At 69.9% G+C, this 21,580-nt stretch carries 13 protein-coding genes and 1 pseudogene; 10 read left to right on the top strand and 4 right to left on the bottom strand.

Annotation, left to right across the window (positions count from 1 at the left end; translation table 11 throughout):
- Positions 1 to 86: 86 nt before the first annotated feature.
- The 5 genes from rsfS to LCM32_RS01575 all read left to right on the top strand — a co-directional run bounded on the left by rsfS (position 87) and on the right by LCM32_RS01575 (position 5,153).
- The gene (gene rsfS, locus LCM32_RS01595; protein WP_318246174.1) at positions 87 to 476 is read left to right on the top strand and encodes a ribosome silencing factor; all 390 of its coding nucleotides are present in this window, start codon (positions 87 to 89) and stop codon (positions 474 to 476) included.
- A gap of 6 nt (positions 477 to 482) precedes the next feature.
- Entirely contained in the window at positions 483 to 953 is a 471-nt protein-coding gene (gene rlmH, locus LCM32_RS01590; protein WP_224819305.1) for a 23S rRNA (pseudouridine(1915)-N(3))-methyltransferase RlmH, read from the top strand.
- Between the two features lie 173 nt (positions 954 to 1,126).
- A complete protein-coding gene (gene gpmI, locus LCM32_RS01585; RefSeq protein WP_224819304.1) occupies positions 1,127 to 2,644 on the top strand; it encodes a 2,3-bisphosphoglycerate-independent phosphoglycerate mutase in 1,518 nt (505 codons plus the stop codon).
- Positions 2,641 to 3,810, top strand: coding sequence for a murein hydrolase activator EnvC family protein (locus LCM32_RS01580; protein ID WP_224819303.1), 1,170 nt, complete (start codon positions 2,641 to 2,643; stop codon positions 3,808 to 3,810). The genes gpmI and LCM32_RS01580 overlap by 4 nt, the downstream gene beginning before the upstream one ends.
- Positions 3,807 to 5,153, top strand: coding sequence for a S41 family peptidase (locus tag LCM32_RS01575; RefSeq protein WP_224819302.1), 1,347 nt, complete (start codon positions 3,807 to 3,809; stop codon positions 5,151 to 5,153). The genes LCM32_RS01580 and LCM32_RS01575 overlap by 4 nt, the downstream gene beginning before the upstream one ends.
- A 168-nt stretch (positions 5,154 to 5,321) precedes the next feature.
- Here LCM32_RS01575 and LCM32_RS01570 read toward each other — a convergent pair whose 3' ends face one another.
- Positions 5,322 to 6,545 (bottom strand): acyl-CoA dehydrogenase, encoded by a 1,224-nt coding sequence (locus tag LCM32_RS01570; RefSeq protein ID WP_224819301.1) that lies wholly within the window; start codon positions 6,543 to 6,545, stop codon positions 5,322 to 5,324.
- Positions 6,546 to 6,653: 108 nt separating this feature from the next.
- Here LCM32_RS01570 and LCM32_RS01565 point away from each other — a divergent pair, with 108 nt between their 5' ends.
- The 5 genes from LCM32_RS01565 to LCM32_RS01545 all read left to right on the top strand — a co-directional run bounded on the left by LCM32_RS01565 (position 6,654) and on the right by LCM32_RS01545 (position 16,471).
- On the top strand, positions 6,654 to 7,553 hold the full coding sequence (locus LCM32_RS01565) for a LysR substrate-binding domain-containing protein (protein ID WP_224819300.1): 900 nt from the start codon (positions 6,654 to 6,656) through the stop codon (positions 7,551 to 7,553).
- Between the two features lie 174 nt (positions 7,554 to 7,727).
- Positions 7,728 to 9,359, top strand: a complete 1,632-nt coding sequence (locus tag LCM32_RS01560; RefSeq protein ID WP_224819299.1) for a S8 family serine peptidase — start codon at positions 7,728 to 7,730, stop codon at positions 9,357 to 9,359.
- A gap of 3 nt (positions 9,360 to 9,362) precedes the next feature.
- A complete protein-coding gene (locus tag LCM32_RS01555; RefSeq protein WP_224819298.1) occupies positions 9,363 to 11,141 on the top strand; it encodes a trypsin-like peptidase domain-containing protein in 1,779 nt (592 codons plus the stop codon).
- Positions 11,138 to 14,440 (top strand): ATP-binding protein, encoded by a 3,303-nt coding sequence (locus LCM32_RS01550; RefSeq protein ID WP_224819297.1) that lies wholly within the window; start codon positions 11,138 to 11,140, stop codon positions 14,438 to 14,440. Before LCM32_RS01555 ends, LCM32_RS01550 begins: the two co-directional genes overlap by 4 nt.
- Positions 14,441 to 14,479: 39 nt before the next feature.
- Positions 14,480 to 16,471, top strand: coding sequence for a DNA/RNA non-specific endonuclease (locus tag LCM32_RS01545; protein WP_224819296.1), 1,992 nt, complete (start codon positions 14,480 to 14,482; stop codon positions 16,469 to 16,471).
- A 77-nt stretch (positions 16,472 to 16,548) separates the two neighbouring features.
- On the opposite strand, the gene LCM32_RS01540 is transcribed toward LCM32_RS01545, so the two are convergent.
- The 3 genes and pseudogenes from LCM32_RS01540 to LCM32_RS01530 all read right to left on the bottom strand — a co-directional run.
- Entirely contained in the window at positions 16,549 to 17,535 is a 987-nt protein-coding gene (locus LCM32_RS01540) for a glycosyl transferase family protein (RefSeq protein WP_224819295.1), read from the bottom strand.
- Positions 17,532 to 20,162 (bottom strand): nitrate reductase, encoded by a 2,631-nt coding sequence (locus LCM32_RS01535; protein WP_224819294.1) that lies wholly within the window; start codon positions 20,160 to 20,162, stop codon positions 17,532 to 17,534. The genes LCM32_RS01540 and LCM32_RS01535 overlap by 4 nt, the downstream gene beginning before the upstream one ends.
- A gap of 70 nt (positions 20,163 to 20,232) precedes the next feature.
- Positions 20,233 to 21,525: pseudogene (locus LCM32_RS01530) on the bottom strand (NAD(P)/FAD-dependent oxidoreductase); the annotation flags it as partial.
- Between the last annotated feature and the right edge of the window lie 55 nt (positions 21,526 to 21,580).

Raw genomic sequence — 21,580 nt, 5'->3', positions numbered from 1 at the left:
GCTACCTTTACTCATGACCCAGTGCCGGGGCTCTGTCGGCACGCCACTAGGAGGACAATGTCCTGTCACTTGACGTTGACGCGGCCATTACCGCCAATACGGGGGCGCCTATGACGGCCGCCACCGCACAGCCGACAAGCGAAGAGCTGCTGGCCTTTATTCTGAAATCGCTGGACGACGACAAGGCGGAGGAGATCGTGCAGATCGACCTGCGCGGCAAGTCGGCCATGGGCGACTACATGCTGATCTGTTCGGGCCGGTCGTCCCGCCAGGTCTCGGCCATCGCCGAGAAGCTGGTTGACCGTCTCAAGCAGGAGTACGGCCGCCTGAGCAAGATCGAGGGCAAGGAAACCGGCGACTGGGTGCTGATCGACACGGGCGATGTGATCATCCATGTCTTCCGCCCCGAAGTGCGCGAGTTCTACCAGCTCGAAAAGATGTGGGGCCCCTCGCCCGCGGCGGCAACGCGCGTCTGAGCTCTCATGCGGCTGCACATCTGCGCCGTGGGCCGCCTCCGGGCGGGCCCGGAGCGCGACTTGATCGACGACTACCTGACCCGCTTCGACAGAACCGGCCGGGCCCTCGGGCTCGGGCCGGCCAATGTCGTTGAGGTCGAGGACAAGAAGGGCGGCGGCATGGAGGCCGAGGCCGCCCTGCTGGAGCGTGCCCTGCCCAAGGGCGCCGTCTTCGTGGCGCTCGACGAGCGCGGCCGCGTCATGACCTCGCCGGATTTCGCCGACCGGCTGGCCCTTCACCGCGATCAGGGCGCGCAGGACCTCGCCTTCGTCATCGGCGGCGCCGACGGCATCGCGCCCGAGCTGCGCTCCCGGGCCGACTGGGCGCTGAGCTTCGGCAAGATGGTCTGGCCGCATATGCTGGCCCGCACCATGCTGAGCGAACAGCTCTACCGCGCCGCGACGATTCTCGCGGGCTCGCCCTATCACCGGGTCTGAGGCCCGCCCTCCGGGCCGCGGCACGCCGGGGATTTCAGCCCCGCGGTGCAGCGTGACGCGCTGATTGCGCAACCATCTGTCGCATCTTGGACAATCCCCCCGCCCTCTCTTCCCCCGGCGGACGTCACCAGCTAGAAACCGGCCCTGAAGCAGGCAGACAGGAGCCACGGCCGATGACCACCCCGAAACCGGTAGTTCTGTGCATTCTCGACGGCTGGGGCCTCAGCGAGACCACCGAGGCCAATGCCCCCGCACTGGCCGAGACACCGACCTTTGACCGGATCATGGCCACCTGCCCCCATGCCACGCTGATCACCCACGGCCCCGACGTGGGCCTGCCCTCGGGCCAGATGGGCAACTCCGAGGTTGGTCACACCAATATCGGCGCAGGCCGCGTGGTCGCCATGGACCTCGGCCAGATCGACCTCGCGATCGAGGATGGCTCCTTCGCCAAGAACGGCCCGCTGAACGATTTCATCGCGACGCTGAAGAAAACCGGCGGCACGGCGCATCTGATGGGCCTCGTCTCTGACGGCGGCGTCCACGGCCACCTGACCCACATCCTCGCCGCGATCAACACGATCGCCGCCGCCGGGGTGCCTGTGGTGCTGCATGCGATCACCGATGGCCGCGACGTGGCGCCCAAGTCGGCCTACGGCTATTTCAACGACCTCGACGAGGGCCTGCCCGAAGGCGCCACCGTGGGCACCGTGATCGGGCGCTATTACGCCATGGACCGCGACAACCGCTGGGAACGCGTGGGCGAGGCCTATGCCGCCATGATCAAGGGCGAGGGCGTGAAAGCCGCCACGCCCCATGCCGCCGTGACCCGCGCCTACGAGAACGGCGAGACGGACGAGTTCATCTCGCCCACCGTCATCGCGGGCTATCAGGGCGTGAAGGACGGCGACGGGCTCTTCTGCCTCAACTTCCGCGCCGACCGCGCGCGCGAAATCCTCGCCGCCATCGGCCAACCGGATTTCGACGGCTTCGACACCGGCCCCCGGCCCAGCCTCGCCGCCCTGCTGGGGATGGTGGAATACTCCGAAAGCCACAACGCCTACATGACCACCTGCTACCCCAAGCAGGAGATCGTGAACACGCTCGGCGAATGGGTCGCGAAACAGGGCAAGACCCAGTTCCGCCTCGCCGAGACCGAGAAATACCCCCATGTGACCTTCTTCCTCGACGGCGGCGTCGAGAAGGAGAAGACCGGCGAAGACCGCTTCATGCCGAAATCGCCCAAGGTCGCCACCTATGACCTCCAGCCCGAGATGTCCTCGGAGGAGGTCACCGACAAGTTCGTCGAGGCGATCGAACACGGCTATGACCTGATCGTCACCAACTACGCCAACCCCGACATGGTCGGCCACACCGGCGACCTGAAGGCCGCCATGGCCGCCTGCGCCGCCGTGGACCGGGGCCTTGCCCGGGTCGTGGCCGCGCTGGAAAAGGCGGGCGGTGCGATGATCGTGACGGCGGACCACGGCAACTGCGAGATGATGGTGGACCCGGAAACCGGTGGGCCGCACACCGCGCATACCACCAACCTCGTCCCCGTGGCGCTGATCGGCGGCCCCGAGGGCGCCCATCTGCGCGCCGGCCGGCTGGCCGATCTGGCCCCCACCCTGCTGGAGCTCATGGGCCTGCCCAAGCCCGACGAGATGACGGGGGAAAGCCTGCTCGCATGATCTCGCTGCGCGCTCTCCTCGCAGGTCTGGCGCTGTCCCTTGCCAGCGGCGCGGCGCAGGCGCAAAGCGCCGCGCCCACACCCGCCGAGGCCGCGCGCGCCGCCGCCGACCAGCTGGAGGCCGCCGCCCGCACGCTGGATGGCGCCGAGGAAGCCCGCGACCGGGTCCGCGCCCTGACGGAAACGCTGCGCGCCTACGAGGCGGGGCTTTCGGCCATGCGCGACGGGCTGCGCCGTGCCTCGATGCGCGAACGCGAGATCCGGCGCGAGCTGGAGGCCAGCGATGCCGAGACCGCGCAGCTGATGGGCGTTCTGCTGACCGTCGCCACCTCGCCGCCGCCTGCGCAGATGGTGCACCCGGACGGGCCGCTCGGCACCGCGCGCTCTGGCATGATCCTCGCCGACGTGGCGCCCGCGCTGAACAAGAAGGCGCAGGCCCTACGCGCCAAGCTGCAGGAGGCCAGCGACCTGCGCGAGTTGCAGCAGAGCGCTGCCGACCAGCTTGCCCGGGGCATGGACGGCGTCCAGCAGGCTCGCGCAGAGCTCAGCAAGGCCATCGCCGACCGGACCGCCCTGCCGAAACGCTTCACCGAGGACCCGATCAAGACGGCGCTGCTCATCGCCTCGACCGAGACGCTGAGCGCCTTCGCCTCGGGCCTCAGCGACATCGCCGAAAACGAAGCCCCCGGCTCGCTCCCGGACGTGATCCACCGCAAGGGGCGCATCCCGCTGCCCGTGCAGGGCGCGCTGCTGCGCCGTGCGGGCGAGGCGGACGCCGCGGGGATCGTCCGCCCGGGCGTCGTGCTGGCCACCCGGCCCGGCGCCATCGTCACCTCGCCGACCGCCGCAACGGTCCGATATCGCGGCCCGCTGTTGGATTACGGCAACGTGATGCTCCTTGAGCCGCAGGCGGGCGTATTGTTCGTTTTGGCCGGACTGGATGTCGTCTATGGTTCGGCGGGCGAGGTGCTACAGGCTGGCGCACCCGTCGGGCTGATGGGCGGACAGGATCCGGACATTGGCGCAATCCTGACCCAGAGCGCCGGTGGCGCCGGATCGGACCGGACGGAAACGCTGTACCTGGAAGTGAGGCAGGGCAATACGCCCGAGGACCCCGCAGAGTGGTTCGCCGGCCTCAACGCCGGAATGAAGGATGGAGAGCAATGAGAAAGACCCTACTGGCCGCCGCGGGCGGCATCGCGACCGGCCTTCTGGTCACGACGCAGATCGCAGCGCCCCTCCTGGCACAGGAAGCGGACAGCAAGGCCTCCGTCTATGAACAGCTTGATCTCTTCGGGGACATCTTCGAGCGCATCCGCGCGCAATACGTCGAGGAAGTCGCCCCGGGCGAACTGATCGAGGCCGCCATCAACGGCATGCTCACCTCGCTCGACCCGCATTCCAGCTATCTCTCGCCCGATGATGCCGCCGCCATGCGCGTGCAGACCCGCGGCGAATTCGGCGGCCTCGGCATCGAGGTCACGCAGGAAGACGGCTTCGTCAAGGTCGTCTCGCCCATGGATGGCACGCCTGCCGCCCTCGCCGGCATCGAGGCCGGGGACTTCATCACCCACGTGGACGGCGAAAGCCTGCTGGGCCTGACGCTGGACGACGCGGTCGAGATGATGCGCGGCCCCGTCGGCTCCGAGATCGTCGTGACCGTGGTCCGCGAAGGCGAGACCGAGCCCTTCGACGTCTCGATCATCCGCGACACCATCAAGCTGACCGCCGTGCGTGCCCGCACCGAGGGCGACACCGTCGTGCTGCGGATCACCACCTTCAACGATCAGACCTACCCGAACCTCGAGGCCGGCCTGAAAGAGCAGATCGAGGCGCACGGCGGTCTCGACGCGATCAACGGCGTGGTCATCGACCTACGCAACAACCCCGGCGGCCTGCTGACCCAGGCGATCCGGGTGTCCGACGCCTTCCTCGACAAGGGCGAGATCGTCTCGACCCGCGGCCGCAACCCGGAAGACGGCGAGCGCTACAACGCCACCGAGGGCGACCTGATCGACGGCAAGCCGATCGTCGTGCTGATCAACGGCGGCTCCGCCTCCGCGTCCGAGATCGTCTCGGGGGCACTGCAGGACCACCGCCGCGCCATCGTCGTGGGCACCAAGTCCTTCGGCAAGGGCTCGGTCCAGACGGTGATGCCGCTGCGCGGCGACGGCGCAATGCGCCTGACCACCGCGCGCTACTACACGCCCTCGGGCCGGTCGATCCAGAACCTCGGCATCTCGCCCGACATCGTGGTGAACCAGCCCTCGCGGCGCCCCGAGGCGGAAGAGGACGAACCCGCCTCCGCCGTCAAGCGCACCCGGTCGGAAGCCGACCTGCGCGGCGCGCTGAACAACGACTCGCTGACCGAGGACGAGATCAAGCAGATCGAGGCCGACCGCGAGAAGGCGGAAGCCGCGGCCAAGCTGCGCGACGAGGACTACCAGCTCGCCTATGCGATCGACATCCTCAAGGGTCTCTCGGCCCTCGGGCCGAAGGACGCCCAGTAAGGTGTCCGGGGGGCTGTCTGCCCCCCCGCCGCTGACGCGGCTCCACCCGAGGATACTTGGGAAACGGAAATGACGAAGGGCGGCCCGGAGATCGGCGCCGCCCTTTTCATTTTCTTGCCTCAAATATCCCCGCCGGAGGCATCCGACGGGGAGGCAGGCACCGTGGCCTCAGAAGAAGGCCTGCAGGCCGGTCTGAGCGCGGCCCAGGATCAGGGCGTGCACGTCGTGGGTGCCCTCGTAGGTGTTCACCGTCTCGAGGTTCTGGGCGTGGCGCATGACCTTGTATTCGATCTGGATGCCGTTGCCGCCGTGCATGTCACGGGACATCCGGGCGATGTCCAGCGCCTTGCCGCAGTTGTTGCGCTTGATCAGCGACACCATTTCCGGTGCGGCGCGGGCCTCGTCGAACAGGCGGCCGACGCGCAGCGCGGCCTGCAGGCCCAGGGTGATCTCGGTCTGCATGTCCGCCAGTTTCTTCTGGTAGAGCTGCATGCCGGCCAGCGGCTTGCCGAACTGCGTGCGGTCGAGGCCGTACTGGCGCGATTGCAGCCAGCAATCCTCGGCCGCGCCCATGACGCCCCAGGCGATGCCGTAGCGGGCGCGGTTCAGACAGCCGAAGGGACCTTTCAGGCCCGAGACGTGGGGCAGCAGCGCGTCTTCGCCCACTTCCACGTTGTCCATCACGATCTCGCCGGTGATCGAGGCGCGCAGCGAGAGCTTGCCGCCGATCTTGGGCGCGCTCAGGCCCTTCATGCCCTTTTCGAGGACGAAGCCACGGATGGCGCCATCATGGGCTTCGGACTTGGCCCAGACCACGAAGACGTCGGCGATGGGGGCGTTCGAGATCCACATCTTGGAGCCGACGAGGCGATAGCCGCCCTCGGTCTTGTAGGCGCGGGTCTTCATGCCGGCCGGGTCGGAGCCCGCATCGGGCTCGGTCAGGCCGAAGCAGCCGATGAACTCACCCGAGGCGAGTTTCGGCAGGTACTTCATGCGCTGCTCTTCGGAGCCGTAGGCGTAGATCGGGTACATCACCAGCGAGCTCTGCACCGAGGCCATCGAGCGGTAGCCCGAGTCGACGCGTTCGATCTCACGTGCCACCAGGCCATAGGCCACGTAGCCGGCACCCAGCCCGCCGTATTGTTCCGGCACGGTGACGCCGAGGAGGCCGGCTTCGCCCATGGCCTGGAAGATGGAGGGATCGACGCCCTCTTCCTCGTACATCTTCTCGACCTTGGGGGCGAGTTCGGCCTGGGCGAAGGCGCGGGCCGAGTCCGAGATCATCCGCTCTTCTTCGGTCAGCTGGTCAGCCATCAGGAAGGGGTCTTCCCAGGCAAACGAGCTCATGTTCGGGCGATCCTTGTCCTTCAGGACGGGCTTCTGGACGTTCATCGTATCTCTCCACTGGCAGGATTTGCCGGGACCCTAGCCAAATCGCCGCAGTTTGGCTAACGAGATATTCGTGATGGATGATGAGTTTTTCGCATAAGGCACCCTGAGATGCGCAAGTCCTATATTCCCTCGGTCTCCGAGCTTGAGGCGTTTTGCTCCTGCGCGCGGATCGGCACTACCACGGGCGCCGCGCGGGATCTGGGCCTGACGCAGAGCGCGGTCAGCCGTTCCATCGGCACGCTGGAGGACCGGCTGGGCGTGGCGCTCTTCCACCGGGTGCGGCAGCGGCTGGCGCTGTCGGACGCGGGCCGGGCCTTCCAGAGGGACGCGGAAAACCTGCTCGCGCGGCTCAACGAGGCGGCCGTGAGCGTGATGGCCTTTGGCGGGCAAAGCGCGGTTCTGCGCATTGCGGTGCTGCCCACCTTCGGGCGCAGCTGGCTGATTCCGCGGATGAGCGCCTTCCAGTCCACCCTGCCCGGCGCGACCTTCGACATGGCCGCCCGGCTGGGGCGCGTGGACTTCGAGGCAGAGCCCTTCGACCTCGCCATTCAGCGCTCCACCCACCGGGCGCGGGGGGCGCATCACCTGCACCTGCTGGACGAGACGCTGATCGTCGTGGCCGCGCCCTCGCTGATCGGCCCCCGGCAACGGCTGAGCGACGATGACCTTCTCTCATTGCCCCTGCTCCAGCAGTCCACCCGGCCCACGCTCTGGCCCGACTGGTTCCGCCATGCGCGGCTCGATCCGCGGCGCACGTTGCGGGGCGCCCGCTTCGATCACTTCGACATGGTGCTGGATGCCGCCATCGCCGGTCTGGGCGTGGCGCTGGTGCCCGAGATCCTCGCCCGTGAGCCGCTACGCAGCGGCCGCCTGCGCCGCGCCTCGGACCGGGAGATGGAGAGCGGCGAGGCCTATACCCTCATCTACCCGGAGCGCAGCCTCTCCCTGCCCGCCTTCGCCCGGTTCCGGGACTGGCTGAGCGCCGAGATCGCCGAGATCTGGGCCTGACCTCGGCCCGACCATGGGACCGCCCCGTGCGCAACCATGGGACCGACCATGGGCCCGGGACCATCGCGGGTGGGGAATTCCGGACTGACTCGCAACCCAGAATTGTGCTCTGATGCGACTCATATTGCATGAAGTCGTTATCACAGTCGTTTCCCGGTCCCGGAGGAGAGTCCGATGCCAGCCGAAGCCTTTGCCGCGCTCCAGCGCCTGCCCGACCTTGACGCAGAAGAGAGCCTGATCGTCGAACTTGTCTTCGACGCCCCCCGCACCCCACAGGACCTTGCCGCCGCGCTGACGGCGCTGCTGCCGGGCGCAGCCCCCCTCGTCACGCCCGCCTTCGAGGAAGAGGCCGACCGGTTCTTCTTCGTCACCTTCCCCGGCATTCCCGCCGAGGGGCAGGAGCCGCAGGTCTTTGCCTTCGCCCGCGCCCTAAAGGAGGCCCTCGGGGCCAGCGATGCCAACCCCGTTCTGCGGGATTCGCTCTATGGCGCGGCAGCGGTCGGGGACGGCACGACCGAGAGCTTCTCTCTCTGCGAGACGCCGCGCACCGACATCCGGCCCTTTGGCTGGGTCCATCCGGTGATCCGCACCCCGCAGGCCTGGGCGCTGAGCCGCGGACGGGGGGCGACCGTCGCCGTGATCGACACCGGCCACTCCACCCATCAGGAACTCTGGGACGTGATCCGCAGCGCGGGGCAGAAGAACTATGTCGAGGGCGGCACCGATGCCTCGGACCGCTTCGTGACCGGCCTCATGAAGCATCCCGGCCATGGCACGCTGGTCTGTTCCGTCATCGCCAGCCGGGGCACCGCCGATGCGGGCGGCGAGACCGGGGGCCATGGCGCCATCACCGGGGCCGCGCCGGAGGCCAAGGTGCTGCCGATCCGGGCGATCAAGTCGGTGATCAACTTCAACCAGACGACGATCGGCCCCGCCATCGCCCATGCGGTGGCCCAGGGGGCCGATGTCATCGCCATGGCCCTTGGCGGCCCGACGCGGGTAGCCGCGACGGAAAAGGCCCTGCGGGACGCGGTGGCGGAGGGCGTGGTGATCTGCTGCGCCGCGGGCAACTGCTGGCCCTGGGTGGTCTTCCCGGCCGCCTATGCGCCGCAGGGCATCTGCACCGCGGTGGCCGCGCTGACCCAGTCGCTCACGCCCTGGGGCAAGACCGGCAGCGGGCCCGCCGTCACCCTCTCTGCCCCCGGAGAGAATGTCTGGGGCGCGGCCAAGAACGCGGCCTCCGACCCGGACAACGGCATCCGCGCGGCGCAGGGCACCACGCTGGCCACCTCGCTGACGGCGGGCTGTGCCGCGCTCTGGGTCGCGCGCCACGGCGGGCGCGCCGCGCTGAAGGCCAAGGCCGATGCGGCAGGCACCACGGTGCAGGCGATGTTCGTCCACTGCGCGACCCATGGCATGGTGAAGCCCCCGGTCTGGAACGGCAGCACCTCGCTGGGTGCGGGCGTGCTGGATGCAGAGCGCCTGCTGAACGCCGCCCTACCCACGGCCGCCACCGGGCACGAGGCCGCCACGCCGCCCGTCGCGGCGGGCGTCCAGAGCACCGACATGGTGTTGCAGGAACATCTTGCCGCCAATGCGCCACAGGCGCTCGACGACTACGGGCCCGATCTGGCCGATTACGCGCCCGAGATGCTCTGGCTGTCCTATCGCCATGGCGCCCGGGGCCGCGCCGCAGAGGCGGGCGCCGTCACCGAGGCGATCCTGAAGCCCGACCCCGCCAGCCCGGATCTGGCCGCGAAGCTGGCGGCACGGCCCGCGCTCTCCGGCCATCTCGGCGTGTTCTGAGCCGTGGCGGCGGGGCTGACAGAGGCGGCGCTTCAGCCGGTCATCGACACCCGCCCCGAGCTGGTGGAACAGGCCCTGCGTGTCACCTACGACGACCCGCAGGTGATCCAGGACCTTGCCACCCTGCGTGCCACGGCCGAGATCTTCGGCACGCCGCTGGCGGAGCTTCTGATCCGCTACCTCGAAAAGGACGCGCTGACCGGCAAGTTCGCGGCCTTCCTGCTGCAGCACGGGATCGACCTGCCGGACGGGGCCCTGCCGGCGCAGCCCGACTGGGCCCTTGCGATGGGGGAATTCGGCGCCGTCACGGGGCCCGGCTTCGACGAGGAGGCGCTTGCCCTCTTCGTGCGCCGCAGCCGGGCCTTTCGCTGCCGGATCAAGGTGAACAACGTGGTCGCGGGCAGCGGGGTATTGATCTCGCCCCGGCTGGTGCTGACGGCGGCCCATGTCCTGACCGGGGCGCAGGGGCAGCCGATCCGCGTGCAGGCCGCCGACGGCCAGAGCTATGCGGCGCGGCGCGCCTTCTCCCTGCCGCCCCATCCCGACGAAGAGCGCGGCCTGCTGCCACCCGCTGGCGCGGCGCTGACCCATCCGGACGTGGCCCTGCTGCGGCTTGACCGGCCGCTGGGGCATCTCTTCGGGCGGGTCGACCTTTCCAACCTCGCGCAGATCCCGCCGGGCACCCACCGCTTCGTGCTGGTGCATTTCCCTGCCGGGCAGGAGGCCGGGATCGAGTTCGGGCGCCTGCTGCGGGCCACTGCGCAGGACATCCGCCTCAAGCATGACGCGCTCTCGGCCGAGGGCTCCTCCGGCGGGGCGGGCTTCGACCGGGAACTGCGCTTCGTCGGTCTGCATCAGGGCCGCTGGGACAACAGCCGCCGCCTCGTGCCCCATGACCAGTTCGTCGCCAACGACGACTTTGCCGCCCGGCTGCGCAACGACAGCCAGCCGCGCTATCCGTGGTCGCATGACGGCTCCATCGACGGACATATCCTGATCGGGCGCGCCGCCTATTTCGACGGGATCGCCGCCCTCGTGGCAGGCGAGGCCGAAATGCTGCGCGGGCTCTGGATCCGGCGGCTCGACACGGCGCAGTCGGCGGGCATCAGCTTCTCCTACCCGGTGCTGCAATTCTACCTGCGCCAGATGGCGGCTCCGGATGAAACCCACCGCATCGCCCCGGAAGAGGGCAGCGGGGACCTCGTGGCGCTGGTGGCCGAAACGGTGCTGGGGGCCGGGGCGCTGCCCAAGGCCCGCGCCGGTGTCGCCCCGGGCGAGACCACCGACATTGCCGTCTTGCAGGACGCCGCCCGCCAGCTGGCTGCCAGCCTTCAGGCCCGGGCCGAGAGCTCCTCACGTCCGATCTGGCTCTACGTCGAGACGGCAGAGGGCGACCTGCCCCGCGACCAGCAACTGCAACTGGAACACCTGATCGCCGCCTGCGCCCCACGCCCCCTGATCCGCATCGTCCTCGCCGGGTTCGAGAGCGTGGCACTGACCTCGCAGCTCGTGACCTCGCTGGGGGAGGCACAGAGCGCCCGCCGCCCCTGCCTGATGCGCGAGGTGCTGGGCCCCTTCACCCGCGCCGAGGTCGTCTTCACCCTGACCGAGATGGCCCGCGATCTGGCGCTCGGCTGGGACCGGACCACCGTGGAGGATCACGCCGAGGCCGTTCTGGCCGGGATCGCCGCACAGGCGGGCACCTATGACGGCAGCCAGATCGGCGAGGTCGCAGCCCGCATCCGGACACTGGCGCGGCAGGCCCGGGGGGAGTGGACATGATGGCCCCCGACGACCAACTGCACGACGAGGCCGCCCCGCTTCTCGACTGGGCGGCGCTGCAGGGCAGCTTCTCGCCGCGTGAGGCGCTGACCGCCACCGGCACGGCGCTGCGCGATCCGCTGCACGTTGCCTCGCTGCTCTCGCTCCTGCGGGCCGCCTGCACGGTCCAGCAGGAGGATGGATACGAACTCTGGCTCATGCGCCCGCGTCCGCGCCGCCAGCAGATCGCGGGGATCGACAGCGCCCGGCTGACCGGCGAAACCCCGATCGAGGCCGCCCTGCTGGGACAGGGGCCCTTCGCCCCCGACAGGTTGCAGGCGGCGCTGGAGGAGAGCGCGGATGCGGCGGCGCTGGAAATGCTCGTCATCCCGCTGGCCCGCGCCGGGGACCCGGCCCCGGGGGCGCCGCTCCTCCCCGCCCTGCGCGCCCGGATGAACGGCCTGCAGGCTGCCGCCCGCAACGACGCTCAATTGGCTTCCGGCTTCTTCGGGCGCGAGGCGGAGCTGGCACAGATGGCCAACTGGCTGCAAAGCCCGCTGCTCGCGGCCCCGGCCCGCGCGCTGCATGTCTCGGGCCTGCCGGGGATCGGCAAGAGCTACCTGCTGGAGAAGGTCATCCAGACCGCCCGGCTGGAGCTCGCCCCGCTTCTCGTGCGGCTCGACTTCGATCGCGGCGGGCTCGACATCCTCGACCTGCACGGCTTCTTCGCCGAGATCTCGCGTCAACTTGCAGATGCGCTGCCCGATCGGGCGGCGGAGTTGCAGGCGCTGCGCCTCCAGAGCGCCGAGGAGGCCGCCTCGACCCGGGGACGCGGCGCGGCGCGCGCCCGGCCGGAGGCCCTGCTGAGCGGCATGGGCGCGGCGGTGGGCGACAGCGGGCGGCTGCTTCTGGTCGTGCTCGACACGCTGGAGGTGCTGCGCTCGCGCGGCGAGACCCATGTGCTGACGCTCTTCGATCACCTCGACCTGATGCTGCGCTACGGGCTGGCCCCGATGGCCGTCATCTCGGCCGGGCGCGGCGATGCGCTCGACCCCGCGCCGGAGCGCCGCGCCGGGCGGCTGCACCTCGCCGGGCTGGAGGATGCCGCCGCCGAGGAACTGCTGGCCGAGAACAACGTGCCCAAGGCCCATTGGCCCGAGGTGCTGGCCGTCGCGGGCGGCAATCCCCTGCTGCTGCGTCTGGCGGCCAAGGCGCGCGACGGCGGCAGCCTCGACCTGCCCGCAGACACCCCGGCCCCGGGCGGCATCGCCATCGCGGGCTACCTCTACCGCGCGATCCTGTCGCGCGTGCCGGACACCCTGCGCCGGATCGCGAACGAGGGCCTCGTGCTGGCGCGGATCAACGTGGACAGCCTGCGCGAGGTCGTGGCCCCCGCGCTGGACCTGACACTGACCGAGTTCGAGGCCCGCAGCCTTCTGGAAGAGCTCGCGACCCACCACTGGCTGGTGCAGGAGGTCGGCGGCTGGCTCTGCCACCGGGCCGACGTGCGCCGGGCCTTCCTGCCGCTGATCTACGCCGATCGCGGCCCCGAGACGGAGGCGATCAACCGCGCGGCCGCGCTCTGGTTCGCGGAGCGCGATCCGGCTGCAGCGCTCTATCACCGGCTGCAACTGACCCGCTACGGCGATCCCCTGCCCGCGTTGCCGCCCGAGGCACTAGACGGCGTCACGGAGGATACGCTGGCAGAACTGCCCCTCGCGGTCCGCGATGCGGTGCGACAGGCCATGGGCCTGCGCTCGGACTTCGGGCGCGCGGGATCGGAAGAGACAGCGGAGCCGACAGCGGGCGACGTGCCGGGCGAAGACGTCTCGCTGTTTAAATCCGCCCCGCCGGACAGCATCGACGAGCCGTTCCTCATGCCGATCGAGGACACCTTCGGCACGCCGGTGATCCTGCCGCCGGGGGCACAGGCGCAGGACCTGATGCCGGTCGAGGCGCCGGGCCCGCGGTTCTTCTACGACCCCGGGACCCGGCGCATCCTCTCCGTCACCGCCCGCCGCCCCGCCCCGCCGGGCACCCCGGACGCGCGCGCCGTGCGCGACCTCTCCATGATGTTGCTGGAGGGAGCGCAGCGCGAGGCGGGCTATATTCTCGACAAGGGGTTCGAGGGCAGTTTCACCGCCGGCTCCGAGGCCGGCCTGACGGCGTTGACCTATCTCTGGCTGTCCGGTCACTGGGGCACCGCGCGGCGGCTCTTCGAGGCGCTGACACAGGAGGAGATTCTCGCCCTGCTGCCGCCGAAAGACCCGGAGCGGCTGCTGACCGGGCGCGTCCTGCTGGAGATGCTGGCCGAGTTCCGCCCCACTGCCCTTCAGGATCACCTCGCGGTGCCGGACCGGCTGTTCCCGCTGCTGGATCTCTTCGTCCAGACCCAGAGGCAGGGGCTGGCCGGCGGCGCATTGGACCTGCTCCTGCTGACCGCCCTGCCCGAGGATATCAGCCCGCCGTCGGAACTGCTGCGCAGCGCGGGACTGATCACCGATCACCTCGCGGTGCTGCCCTTCGGGATCGACGCCGCAGAGGCCCGCGCCATGGCCGAGCGCGAGGTGACCTCGCTCGTCAGCGGCCGCACCGCGCTGCCCGCCAGCCCTGCCGCGAGTGCCGCGGAACGGGCGCTGGACCTGATGCCGCTCAACCCCTATCGCAGCCCGCTCGTCGAACGGGTGCTGTCCACCGGGGGAGAGGCGGTCAAAAGCTGGCTGGAGCGCATCCCCATGGAGGCCCCGGCCATCGCGGAGGCGCTCCAGACCCGCTACCGCGTGGACGCCCCCCCGACATCGACCGGCTGGTCAGAGGCCTACGGCGATCACATCGACCTGCTGGGCGCACTTGGCCTGACGGCGGAATGGTCCAACGGCTTTGCCCTGCATCACGCGGTGCCCGACCTGCCGCTGATCGCGGCCGCCGCCGAGCGCTGGCGGCGCACGGTGGCAGGCCGCTGGTCCCATGGCCGCAAGCCCAAGGGCTGGACCGGGCCGCCGGTGGATCACGTCAGCCACGCGCTCTTCGACCGCCTGCTGGGCGAGACGGACCCGATCGCAAGCGCCCGCAACGCCCTGCTCTTCTGGGACCGCTCCCCTGACGAGGCGACACCGCCTGCCGAACTGCTGCGCCGCCACGGCCCGCGCTCGGACCGCGCGCTGAAGGCACGCGGCAGCGCGGTGGAGCCCGCGGCGGCGGGCCTTCGGGCGCTGCGCGGCTTCCTTGGCGCGGGCGTGCCCGGGGATCAGGCCGCCGCCCTCGCCGTTCTGACCGCCCACGACACCGACCTGCGCAGGATTATCAGCCCCGACGCATAGACCCCATCCCGTTTGCCCGGCCCCATCGGAGGACCCCAGATGCCCGATCAAGCCTTTCAGGAAAGCATTTCCAACCTCGCCCGCCTCTCTGCCAAGGGGGCCTTTGACCGGACCGCCGCGGCGCTCGACCGGGACCTGCCCGTGCTGCGGGAACTGAACCTCGACGCCGGTCAGATCCGCACCGCCCTGAACACCGCCCCGGATCAGCTGGAAAGCGCGGGCCTCATGGTCCCCACGGCGCTGGAGGCGATCGTGAAGATCGCCGGGCGCCCGCCGCTGATGGTGCAGAACGGCAAGGTCGTGGGTGCCACGACGCTGGCCGGGCCCGGCAGCGACTTCCCCGCCGACATCGACCTGAAGATCGCAGCGGTGGAGCCGCGCATCGCCTCCGTCGGGCGGATCGAGTTCGCCAACCACGATCAGAGCTGGGGCGGCACCGGGTGGGTGATCGGCACCGATGGGCCTGACGGCCTGCTGATCGTGACCAACCGCCACGTGGCCAAGCTGGTCGCCCGGCGCAGCTGGACCGGGGCGGGCGTGTTTCTCTACAACCCCTTCAACCATGCCCGCTATGGCGCCTTCATCGACTTCGGCGAGGAGGAGGGCGTGGCGGCGAACCCGGCGCTGCTCTGCCCCGTGGAGAGGTTCACCTACCTGGCCGAGGACATGGCCGCCGACGTGGCGCTTGCCCGGATCGCCCTGCCCGCGGGCAACGGCGCACCGCAGCTGGAGCCGATCCCGCTGGCCCCCGCGCCCGGTGCCGCCGATGAATGGGTCGCCACCGTGGGCTACCCGGCGGCCGATCCCTACCGCAACAACGTCACCTATATGGAACGCTACTTCCAGGGGCTCTACGACGTGAAACGCTTCTCCCCCGGCAAGCTGATGATCGCGCCGGGGCTCTCCGTGCTCAGCCACGATTGTACCACGCTGGGGGGCAACTCCGGCTCGCCGCTGATCTCGCTGGAGCAGAAGGCCGCGGTGGGGCTGCATTTCGCGGGCAAGTACGGCGAGGGCAACAGCGCCGTTTCCGCCGCCACGCTGCGCGCCCTGCTGGACGAGATCGCCGGTGGGCAGGTGCCGGGCACCGCCCTGCCCGATGCCCCCCCGGCGGAAGACGAAGCGGGCCAGCGGCACGACGCCGCCTTCTTTGCCGGGCGCAGAGGCTACGATCCCGACTTCCTCGCCGTGGCGCCGGTGCCCCTGCCCGGCGTGCCCGCCCTGCTGGACCTCGCCCGGCCGGAGGATGCCACCGACGACCGCCCGCACGAGTTGCGGTATCAGCATTTCTCGGTTCTCCAGTCCCGCGCACGGCGGCTGCCGGTGGTGGCCGCGCTGAACATCGACGGAGAGAAGACCCGCGCGATCAAACGCGCCAATTCCTACTGGTGGAAGGACGCCCGCATTCCCTATGCGCTCCAGCTGGGCAACACCGATTACACCGGAAGCGGCTTTGACCGGGGCCACATGGTGCGGCGCGCGGCGACCAACTGGGGCGCCACGGACGAGGAGGCGATGCGCGCCAACCTCGACAGCTTCCACTACACCAACGCGGCGCCGCAGCTGCCCGGCATGAACCGGGAGCCCGAGATGTGGCTGGGGCTGGAGGATTATATCCTCGAAAGCACCCGCACCTTCGGCTTCCGCGCCTGTGTGCTGTCCGGGCCCGTGCTCTCCGAGATCGACGAGGAGATCCCCGAGCTCGGCGCCGCCCTGCCGATGGCCTTCTGGAAGGTGGTCGCCATGTTGGCGGAGGACCGGGACGAGGTGATCCGCCTGCATTGCACCGCCTACCTGCTGAGTCAGGAGAAACTGCTGCGCGGCTACCTCCAGGACCGGGGCCGCAGCGAGGCGGTGGAGGGCTTTGCCTTCGCGGGCTACCGGACGTTCCAGTTGCGGCTGCGCGATCTGGCGCAGATCACCGGGCTCGACTTCGGCCCACTGGTGGCGGCGGATGCGCTGGAGAAGACGGAGGAAGCGCCCGACCGGCCGCTGATCCCCCTTGCCGGGCTGGAGTCGATCCTGCTGTGACGGGCCTGCTGTGACGATCCAGCCGAGACGGGCCTACCGTGACAGACTGGCCGAGACGATCCTGCCGCGACGGGCGGTCAGACCGGTGCCAGCACGTCCCGGTCGGCCCAGAGAACCTCGGCCATGACCTGCGCCTGATCGAGGCAATCGGTCTTGCCCGCGGTCAGCAGGGCAAGGGCGGCAGTGCCGGTGATGATGCTGGTGACGAAGGGATCGACGTAGCCGCCGTTCCACGCGGCGGCCAGCATGGCCGGGTCCTCGGTCGTCTCGCTCAGGCGGCGGGTCTCGTCGAGGAGCGCAGGCGCCGTGCCCTCCCACGGGGTGCCGTTGCGCAGGCCGTGCAGCGGCACCGGCTTGGCCGGGTTGCGCTCGAACTCGCCGCCGCCGCCCTTGAGGACGGTCTGGTTCGGCTGCCCCAGCAGATGCGCCGCCTCGGCCTGAAGGGTCAGGAACGGCGGGTGGAACACCCCCTGCAGCGAGACCGGCGCATTGGCCGGGTTCAGCAGCCGCAGCGCGGTGTTCACCGGCGAACGCAGGCCCAGCACCTCGCGCAGGCGCAGCAGGTCAAAGCTGCGCGGGGCGGCGGTCTCTGCCGGCAGATAGGCGATGCCGGAGGTCTCCAGCGCGGCCTTCAGCGCCTCAGGGTCGCTGGCAACGGGGATGTTCAACCCGGGCAGCGCCTCGCGGACGGAGGCGTTGCTGCCCTGATGCGAGTTCCAGCCATGCAGCAGCACCGGGCCGGTCGCCTTGGCCACCAGCTTGGCCGCCAGCAGGAACCACGGCAGGCCGCGCGTGCGCCCCGCCGCGTAGGACGGCCAGTCCACCGCCACGGGCAGATCGGCATAGGCCCTGCATTCGCGCCGCATGGCCGCGACGAAACCTGCCAGTTCCTCGGCGTTCTCGCCGCGGTAGCGCATCAGCATCAGCATCGCGCCCACCGCCTCGCGCGAGACATCGCCCTGCAGGATCAGGGTCATCGCGGTTTCGGCCTCGCCCCGGGTCAGGTTGCGCGAGCGGCCGGGGCCGCGGGCGAGGATCCGGACATACGGGGCGAGCAATGTCATTCAGCGGCGACCTTTGACGTGGTGGAGATGGCGTCGATAAGCGCCTGTAGCTCAGGCTTGCAGGAGCCGCAATTGGTTCCCGCACAGGTGGCCCGGCCCAGCTTCTCGACGGTGTCCGCCCCGCCTGCAACGGCAGCACGCAGGGTGTTCACGCCGATATTGTAGCACGAACAGACCGTCGCGCCCGGATCGGGACGATCCGCGCCGGGCCGCCCGGCAAGGGCCTCGCCCGCGGGGACCTTGGTGCCGATCAGTTCGACCGCGTGGCGGCGGGCCACCTCGACCGGCTGGCGCGCGGCAAAGAAGAGGCCCTGCAGCACGCCCGCATCGTCGTGTATCGCCACCCGGACGGTGCCCTTGCGCGGATCTTCCAGCACGCTGGCGGTGCCGGCCTCGAGGCCCAGCGTATAGCGCGCCTCTGCCTCCCAGTCGCGGGGTGCGCGCAGGCCCGCCAGTTCCGCGGACCAGCCGGTCGCGGTGCGGGCGATGCTCCAATACGGCCGGGCAGACCGGCAGGTGGCCGAAGAGGCGGCGAACCCGTACCAGACGGCGGTGAACTTCTCGACGTCGACGCGCCCCTGCTTCGAGGCGGGCTGCCCCGAAACCGGGTCCGTCACCTCGTGCACCAGCGGGCCGACGCGGCCAGCCGCGCCGGTGGCCAGCGTCCAGTGGATCGGCACGAAGACCGCACCGCGTGCGGCGCGTTCGGTGATCAGCACCCGCAGGATCGCCTCGCCGGTGTCCGAGGTCAGCCGCGCGAGGTCCGCCGGGCCGAGGCCCTGCGCCTTGGCATCCTCGGGGTGGATTTCCACGAAGGGTTCGCCGAGGTGCTGCGACAGCCGGGCGGAGCGCCCGGTGCGCGTCATCGTGTGCCACTGGTCGCGGATGCGGCCACTGTTCAGGTGGAAACCGCGCGGCAGCGGCGTCACCGCGGGGGCCGCCACGGGCAGCATCTTGGCCCGCTTGTCGGCGTGGTAGAACTGCCCGTCCGCGAAGAAACGGCCGCCCTCGGCGCCCGGCTCCGCCACCGGCCAGCGGACCGGCTGGAAGGCCTCGTAGGCGGCGTCGGTGATGTCCTTCAGACCCGAGATGTCGAAGTCGCGGTCAAAGCGCTTTGCCAGCCCGGACAGGGCCGCATACTCGCGGAAGATATCGGCGGCGCTGTCATAGGCGAAGTGATCCCCCCAGCCCATGCGGTCGGCCACCTGCGCGATGATCTGCCAGTCGGCGCGGGCCTGTCCCGGCGCGGGCAGCAGGGCCCGCTGACGCGAGATCATACGCTCGGAGTTGGTCACCGTGCCCGACTTCTCGCCCCAGGCGAGCGCGGGCAGCACGAGGTCCGCCAGCCGCGTCGTGTCGGTTTCGGCCAGCACGTCCGAGACCACCACGAAAGGCACACGCGCGATGGCCTGGCTCACCGCCTCGGCATCGGGCAGCGAGACGGCGGGGTTTGTCCCCATGATCCAGAGCGCCTTGATCTTGCCCTCGCCGCAGGCGCGGAACAGGTCCACCGCCTTGAGCCCCGCGTGATCGCAGATGCGCGGGCTGCCCCAGGCCTCCTGCACGGCGGCGCGATGCGCGGCATTCTCGATATCGAGGTGACAGGCCAGCATGTTCGCAAGGCCACCCACCTCGCGGCCTCCCATTGCGTTCGGCTGGCCTGTCACGCTGAACGGGCCCATGCCGGGCCGTCCGATCCGGCCGGTGGCCAGATGACAATTCAGGATGGCATTCACCTTATCCGCCCCGCAGGAGGACTGGTTCACGCCCTGCGAATACATGGTCACGACCTTCTCGGTCCCGATCCAGAGGTCGTAGAACTGCGCCAGCTCCTCGGCGCTCAGCCCGCTTTCGGCAGGATCTCCCGCCTGCGCCACGGCAATCGCCTGCGCCGCGCCCGAGGTATGGGCGTCGATCCAGTCGCGATCCTCGGCCCCGCGGGCCACGATCTGCGCCAGCAGCCCGTTGAAGAGCGCCACGTCCCCGTCGGGCCGCACCGAGAGGTGCAGGTCGGCAAGGTCGGAGGTCGCCGTGCGGCGCGGGTCAATGTTCACGACCTTCAGCACCGGGTTCATCTTCTTGGCCATCACCAGCCGCTGGTAGAGCACCGGGTGGCACCAAGCGAGGTTCGAGCCCACCAGCACCACGAGGTCGGCCTCTTCGAGGTCCTCGTAGGTGCCGGGCACGGTGTCGGTGCCGAAGGCGCGCTTGTGGCCCGCCACCGACGAGGCCATGCAGAGCCGCGAGTTGGTGTCGATATTGGCCGAGCCGAGGTAGCCCTTCATCAGCTTGTTGGCGACGTAGTAATCCTCGGTCAGGATCTGGCCCGAGACGTAGAAGGCCACGCTGTCCGGGCCATGCTCGTCCACCGCTTCGAGGAACTTCGCCGCCACGAGGTCGAGCGCGTCATCCCACTTGATGCGGCTGCCGCGGAAGACGGGGTCGAGCGCGCGGCCTTCGAGCGAGACGGTCTCCCCCAGGGCCGAGCCCTTGGAGCAGAGCCGCCCCTGGTTCGCCGGATGCGCGGCATCCCCCTTGATGGAGAGCCCGCCGCGCCCGTCCGGCGTGGCGAGGACACCGCAGCCGGTGCCGCAATAGGGACAGGTGGTGCAGATGGTCTTGGCCATATCAGGCCCTCCCTGCGAGCGTGTCTGCAAGCCAGCGGTCGCTGTTGCCGGCCATGTCGATCTTCTGGGTCATGCCGTTGCGGCCCTGCGTCCGGTCCTTAGCCGGAGAGGCTGCAACGGCCCCCATAGGGTCCAGGGGGTGCCCCCCGCAGAAATCTGGCCCGAATATGAGCATGTCGCGCCTGTCGCCTATGGGCTCCTTCTCGCGGATCAGGCCCATGTACCAGGTCGCATCCGAGGTATCGCCGTAGAAGACCGCGCCCACCAGCCGCTCGCCTTCCAGCACGAGGCGGCGGTAGATGCCGCGCGCCGGGTCCCGGAAGACGATGTCCTCGCGCCCCTCGCCCTCTGCAAAGTCGCCTGCCGAGAAGAGATCGCAGCCGGTGACCTTCAGCTTGGTGGAGAGTTCCTGCGGCACGAACCGCGCCACTGCGCCGGTCAGCGTCGCCGCCACCACCTTGGCCTGGTCATAGAGCGGCGCCACGAGGCCGAAGAGCTGGCCGTCATGTTCCACGCATTCGCCAAGCGCGAGGATCGCCGGATCCGAGGTCACCATGTGATCGTCCACGACGATGGCGCGGTTCACCTCCAGCCCGGCGGCCTGCCCAAGCGCCGCGTTGGGCCGGATGCCCACCGCCATCACCAGCAGGTCGCAGGGCAGGATACGCCCGTCGTCCAGCCGCAGGCCGGCGACATGGCCGTTGTCGCCCACGATTTCCTTGGAGTTGGCCCCGCAGAGCACGCGGATGCCGCGCTGTTCCAGTGCCGCCTTCAGCAGCGCGCCCGCACTTTCGTCCAGCTGCCGCTCCATCAGGTGGCCCATGATGTGCACCACCGTGACCTCGATCCCGCGTGCAGCCATACCGGCAGCGGCCTCCAGCCCCAGGAGGCCGCCGCCGATGACGACCGCCCTCGGCGTACGCTCGGGCCCCACCCCGGCGCCAAGGTCGATCATTCTGTGGGTGTCTTCCAGATCGCGGTAGGCGACCACGCCCTTCAGGTCATGCCCCGGAAGCGGGATCATGAAGGGGGTCGATCCGGTGGCGATCAGAAGCCGGTCATAGGCCAGCTCCTCGCCGGTTTCCGAGATCACCACCTTGGCGGCACGGTCGATCCGGGCGACCTTCTCGCCGAAGCGGCAGGTCACGCCGTGGCGCTCGTACCAGGCCGCGTCATGGGTCACGATCTCTTCATAGGTCTTCTCGCCCGACAGCACGGGGGAGAGCATCAGCCGGTTGTAGTTGCCGCGCGGCTCCGCGTTGAAGAGCGTCACCTCGTAGGCGCCCGGCGCCGTTTCGAACAGGTGCTCCAGCGCCCGTCCAGAGGCCATACCAGCCCCGATAACGATCAGTTTCTCTGCCATGGGTTCACTCCGCGTGCGGATCACGAGGCGCTCTGGCCGCGTGCCGCCTGGCAAA

This window comes from Pseudooceanicola nanhaiensis (genome assembly GCF_020171315.1).
Classification (GTDB): Bacteria; Pseudomonadota; Alphaproteobacteria; order Rhodobacterales; family Rhodobacteraceae; genus Pseudooceanicola; species Pseudooceanicola nanhaiensis_A.
This window is presented reverse-complemented; position numbering and strand designations above follow the sequence as displayed.

Bases quoted from the DNA above. Each gene is read 5' to 3' on its own strand.
- LCM32_RS01540 (WP_224819295.1), bottom strand. From the start codon at position 17,535: ATGACATTGCTCGCCCCGTATGTCCGGATCCTCGCCCGCGGCCCCGGC.
- gpmI (WP_224819304.1), top strand. From the start codon at position 1,127: ATGACCACCCCGAAACCGGTAGTTCTGTGCATTCTCGACGGCTGGGGC.
- LCM32_RS01570 (WP_224819301.1), bottom strand. From the start codon at position 6,545: ATGAACGTCCAGAAGCCCGTCCTGAAGGACAAGGATCGCCCGAACATG.
- LCM32_RS01545 (WP_224819296.1), top strand. From the start codon at position 14,480: ATGCCCGATCAAGCCTTTCAGGAAAGCATTTCCAACCTCGCCCGCCTC.
- LCM32_RS01535 (WP_224819294.1), bottom strand. From the start codon at position 20,162: ATGGCCAAGACCATCTGCACCACCTGTCCCTATTGCGGCACCGGCTGC.
- LCM32_RS01575 (WP_224819302.1), top strand. From the start codon at position 3,807: ATGAGAAAGACCCTACTGGCCGCCGCGGGCGGCATCGCGACCGGCCTT.
- LCM32_RS01560 (WP_224819299.1), top strand. From the start codon at position 7,728: ATGCCAGCCGAAGCCTTTGCCGCGCTCCAGCGCCTGCCCGACCTTGAC.
- LCM32_RS01550 (WP_224819297.1), top strand. From the start codon at position 11,138: ATGATGGCCCCCGACGACCAACTGCACGACGAGGCCGCCCCGCTTCTC.
- LCM32_RS01565 (WP_224819300.1), top strand. From the start codon at position 6,654: ATGCGCAAGTCCTATATTCCCTCGGTCTCCGAGCTTGAGGCGTTTTGC.
- LCM32_RS01580 (WP_224819303.1), top strand. From the start codon at position 2,641: ATGATCTCGCTGCGCGCTCTCCTCGCAGGTCTGGCGCTGTCCCTTGCC.
- rlmH (WP_224819305.1), top strand. From the start codon at position 483: ATGCGGCTGCACATCTGCGCCGTGGGCCGCCTCCGGGCGGGCCCGGAG.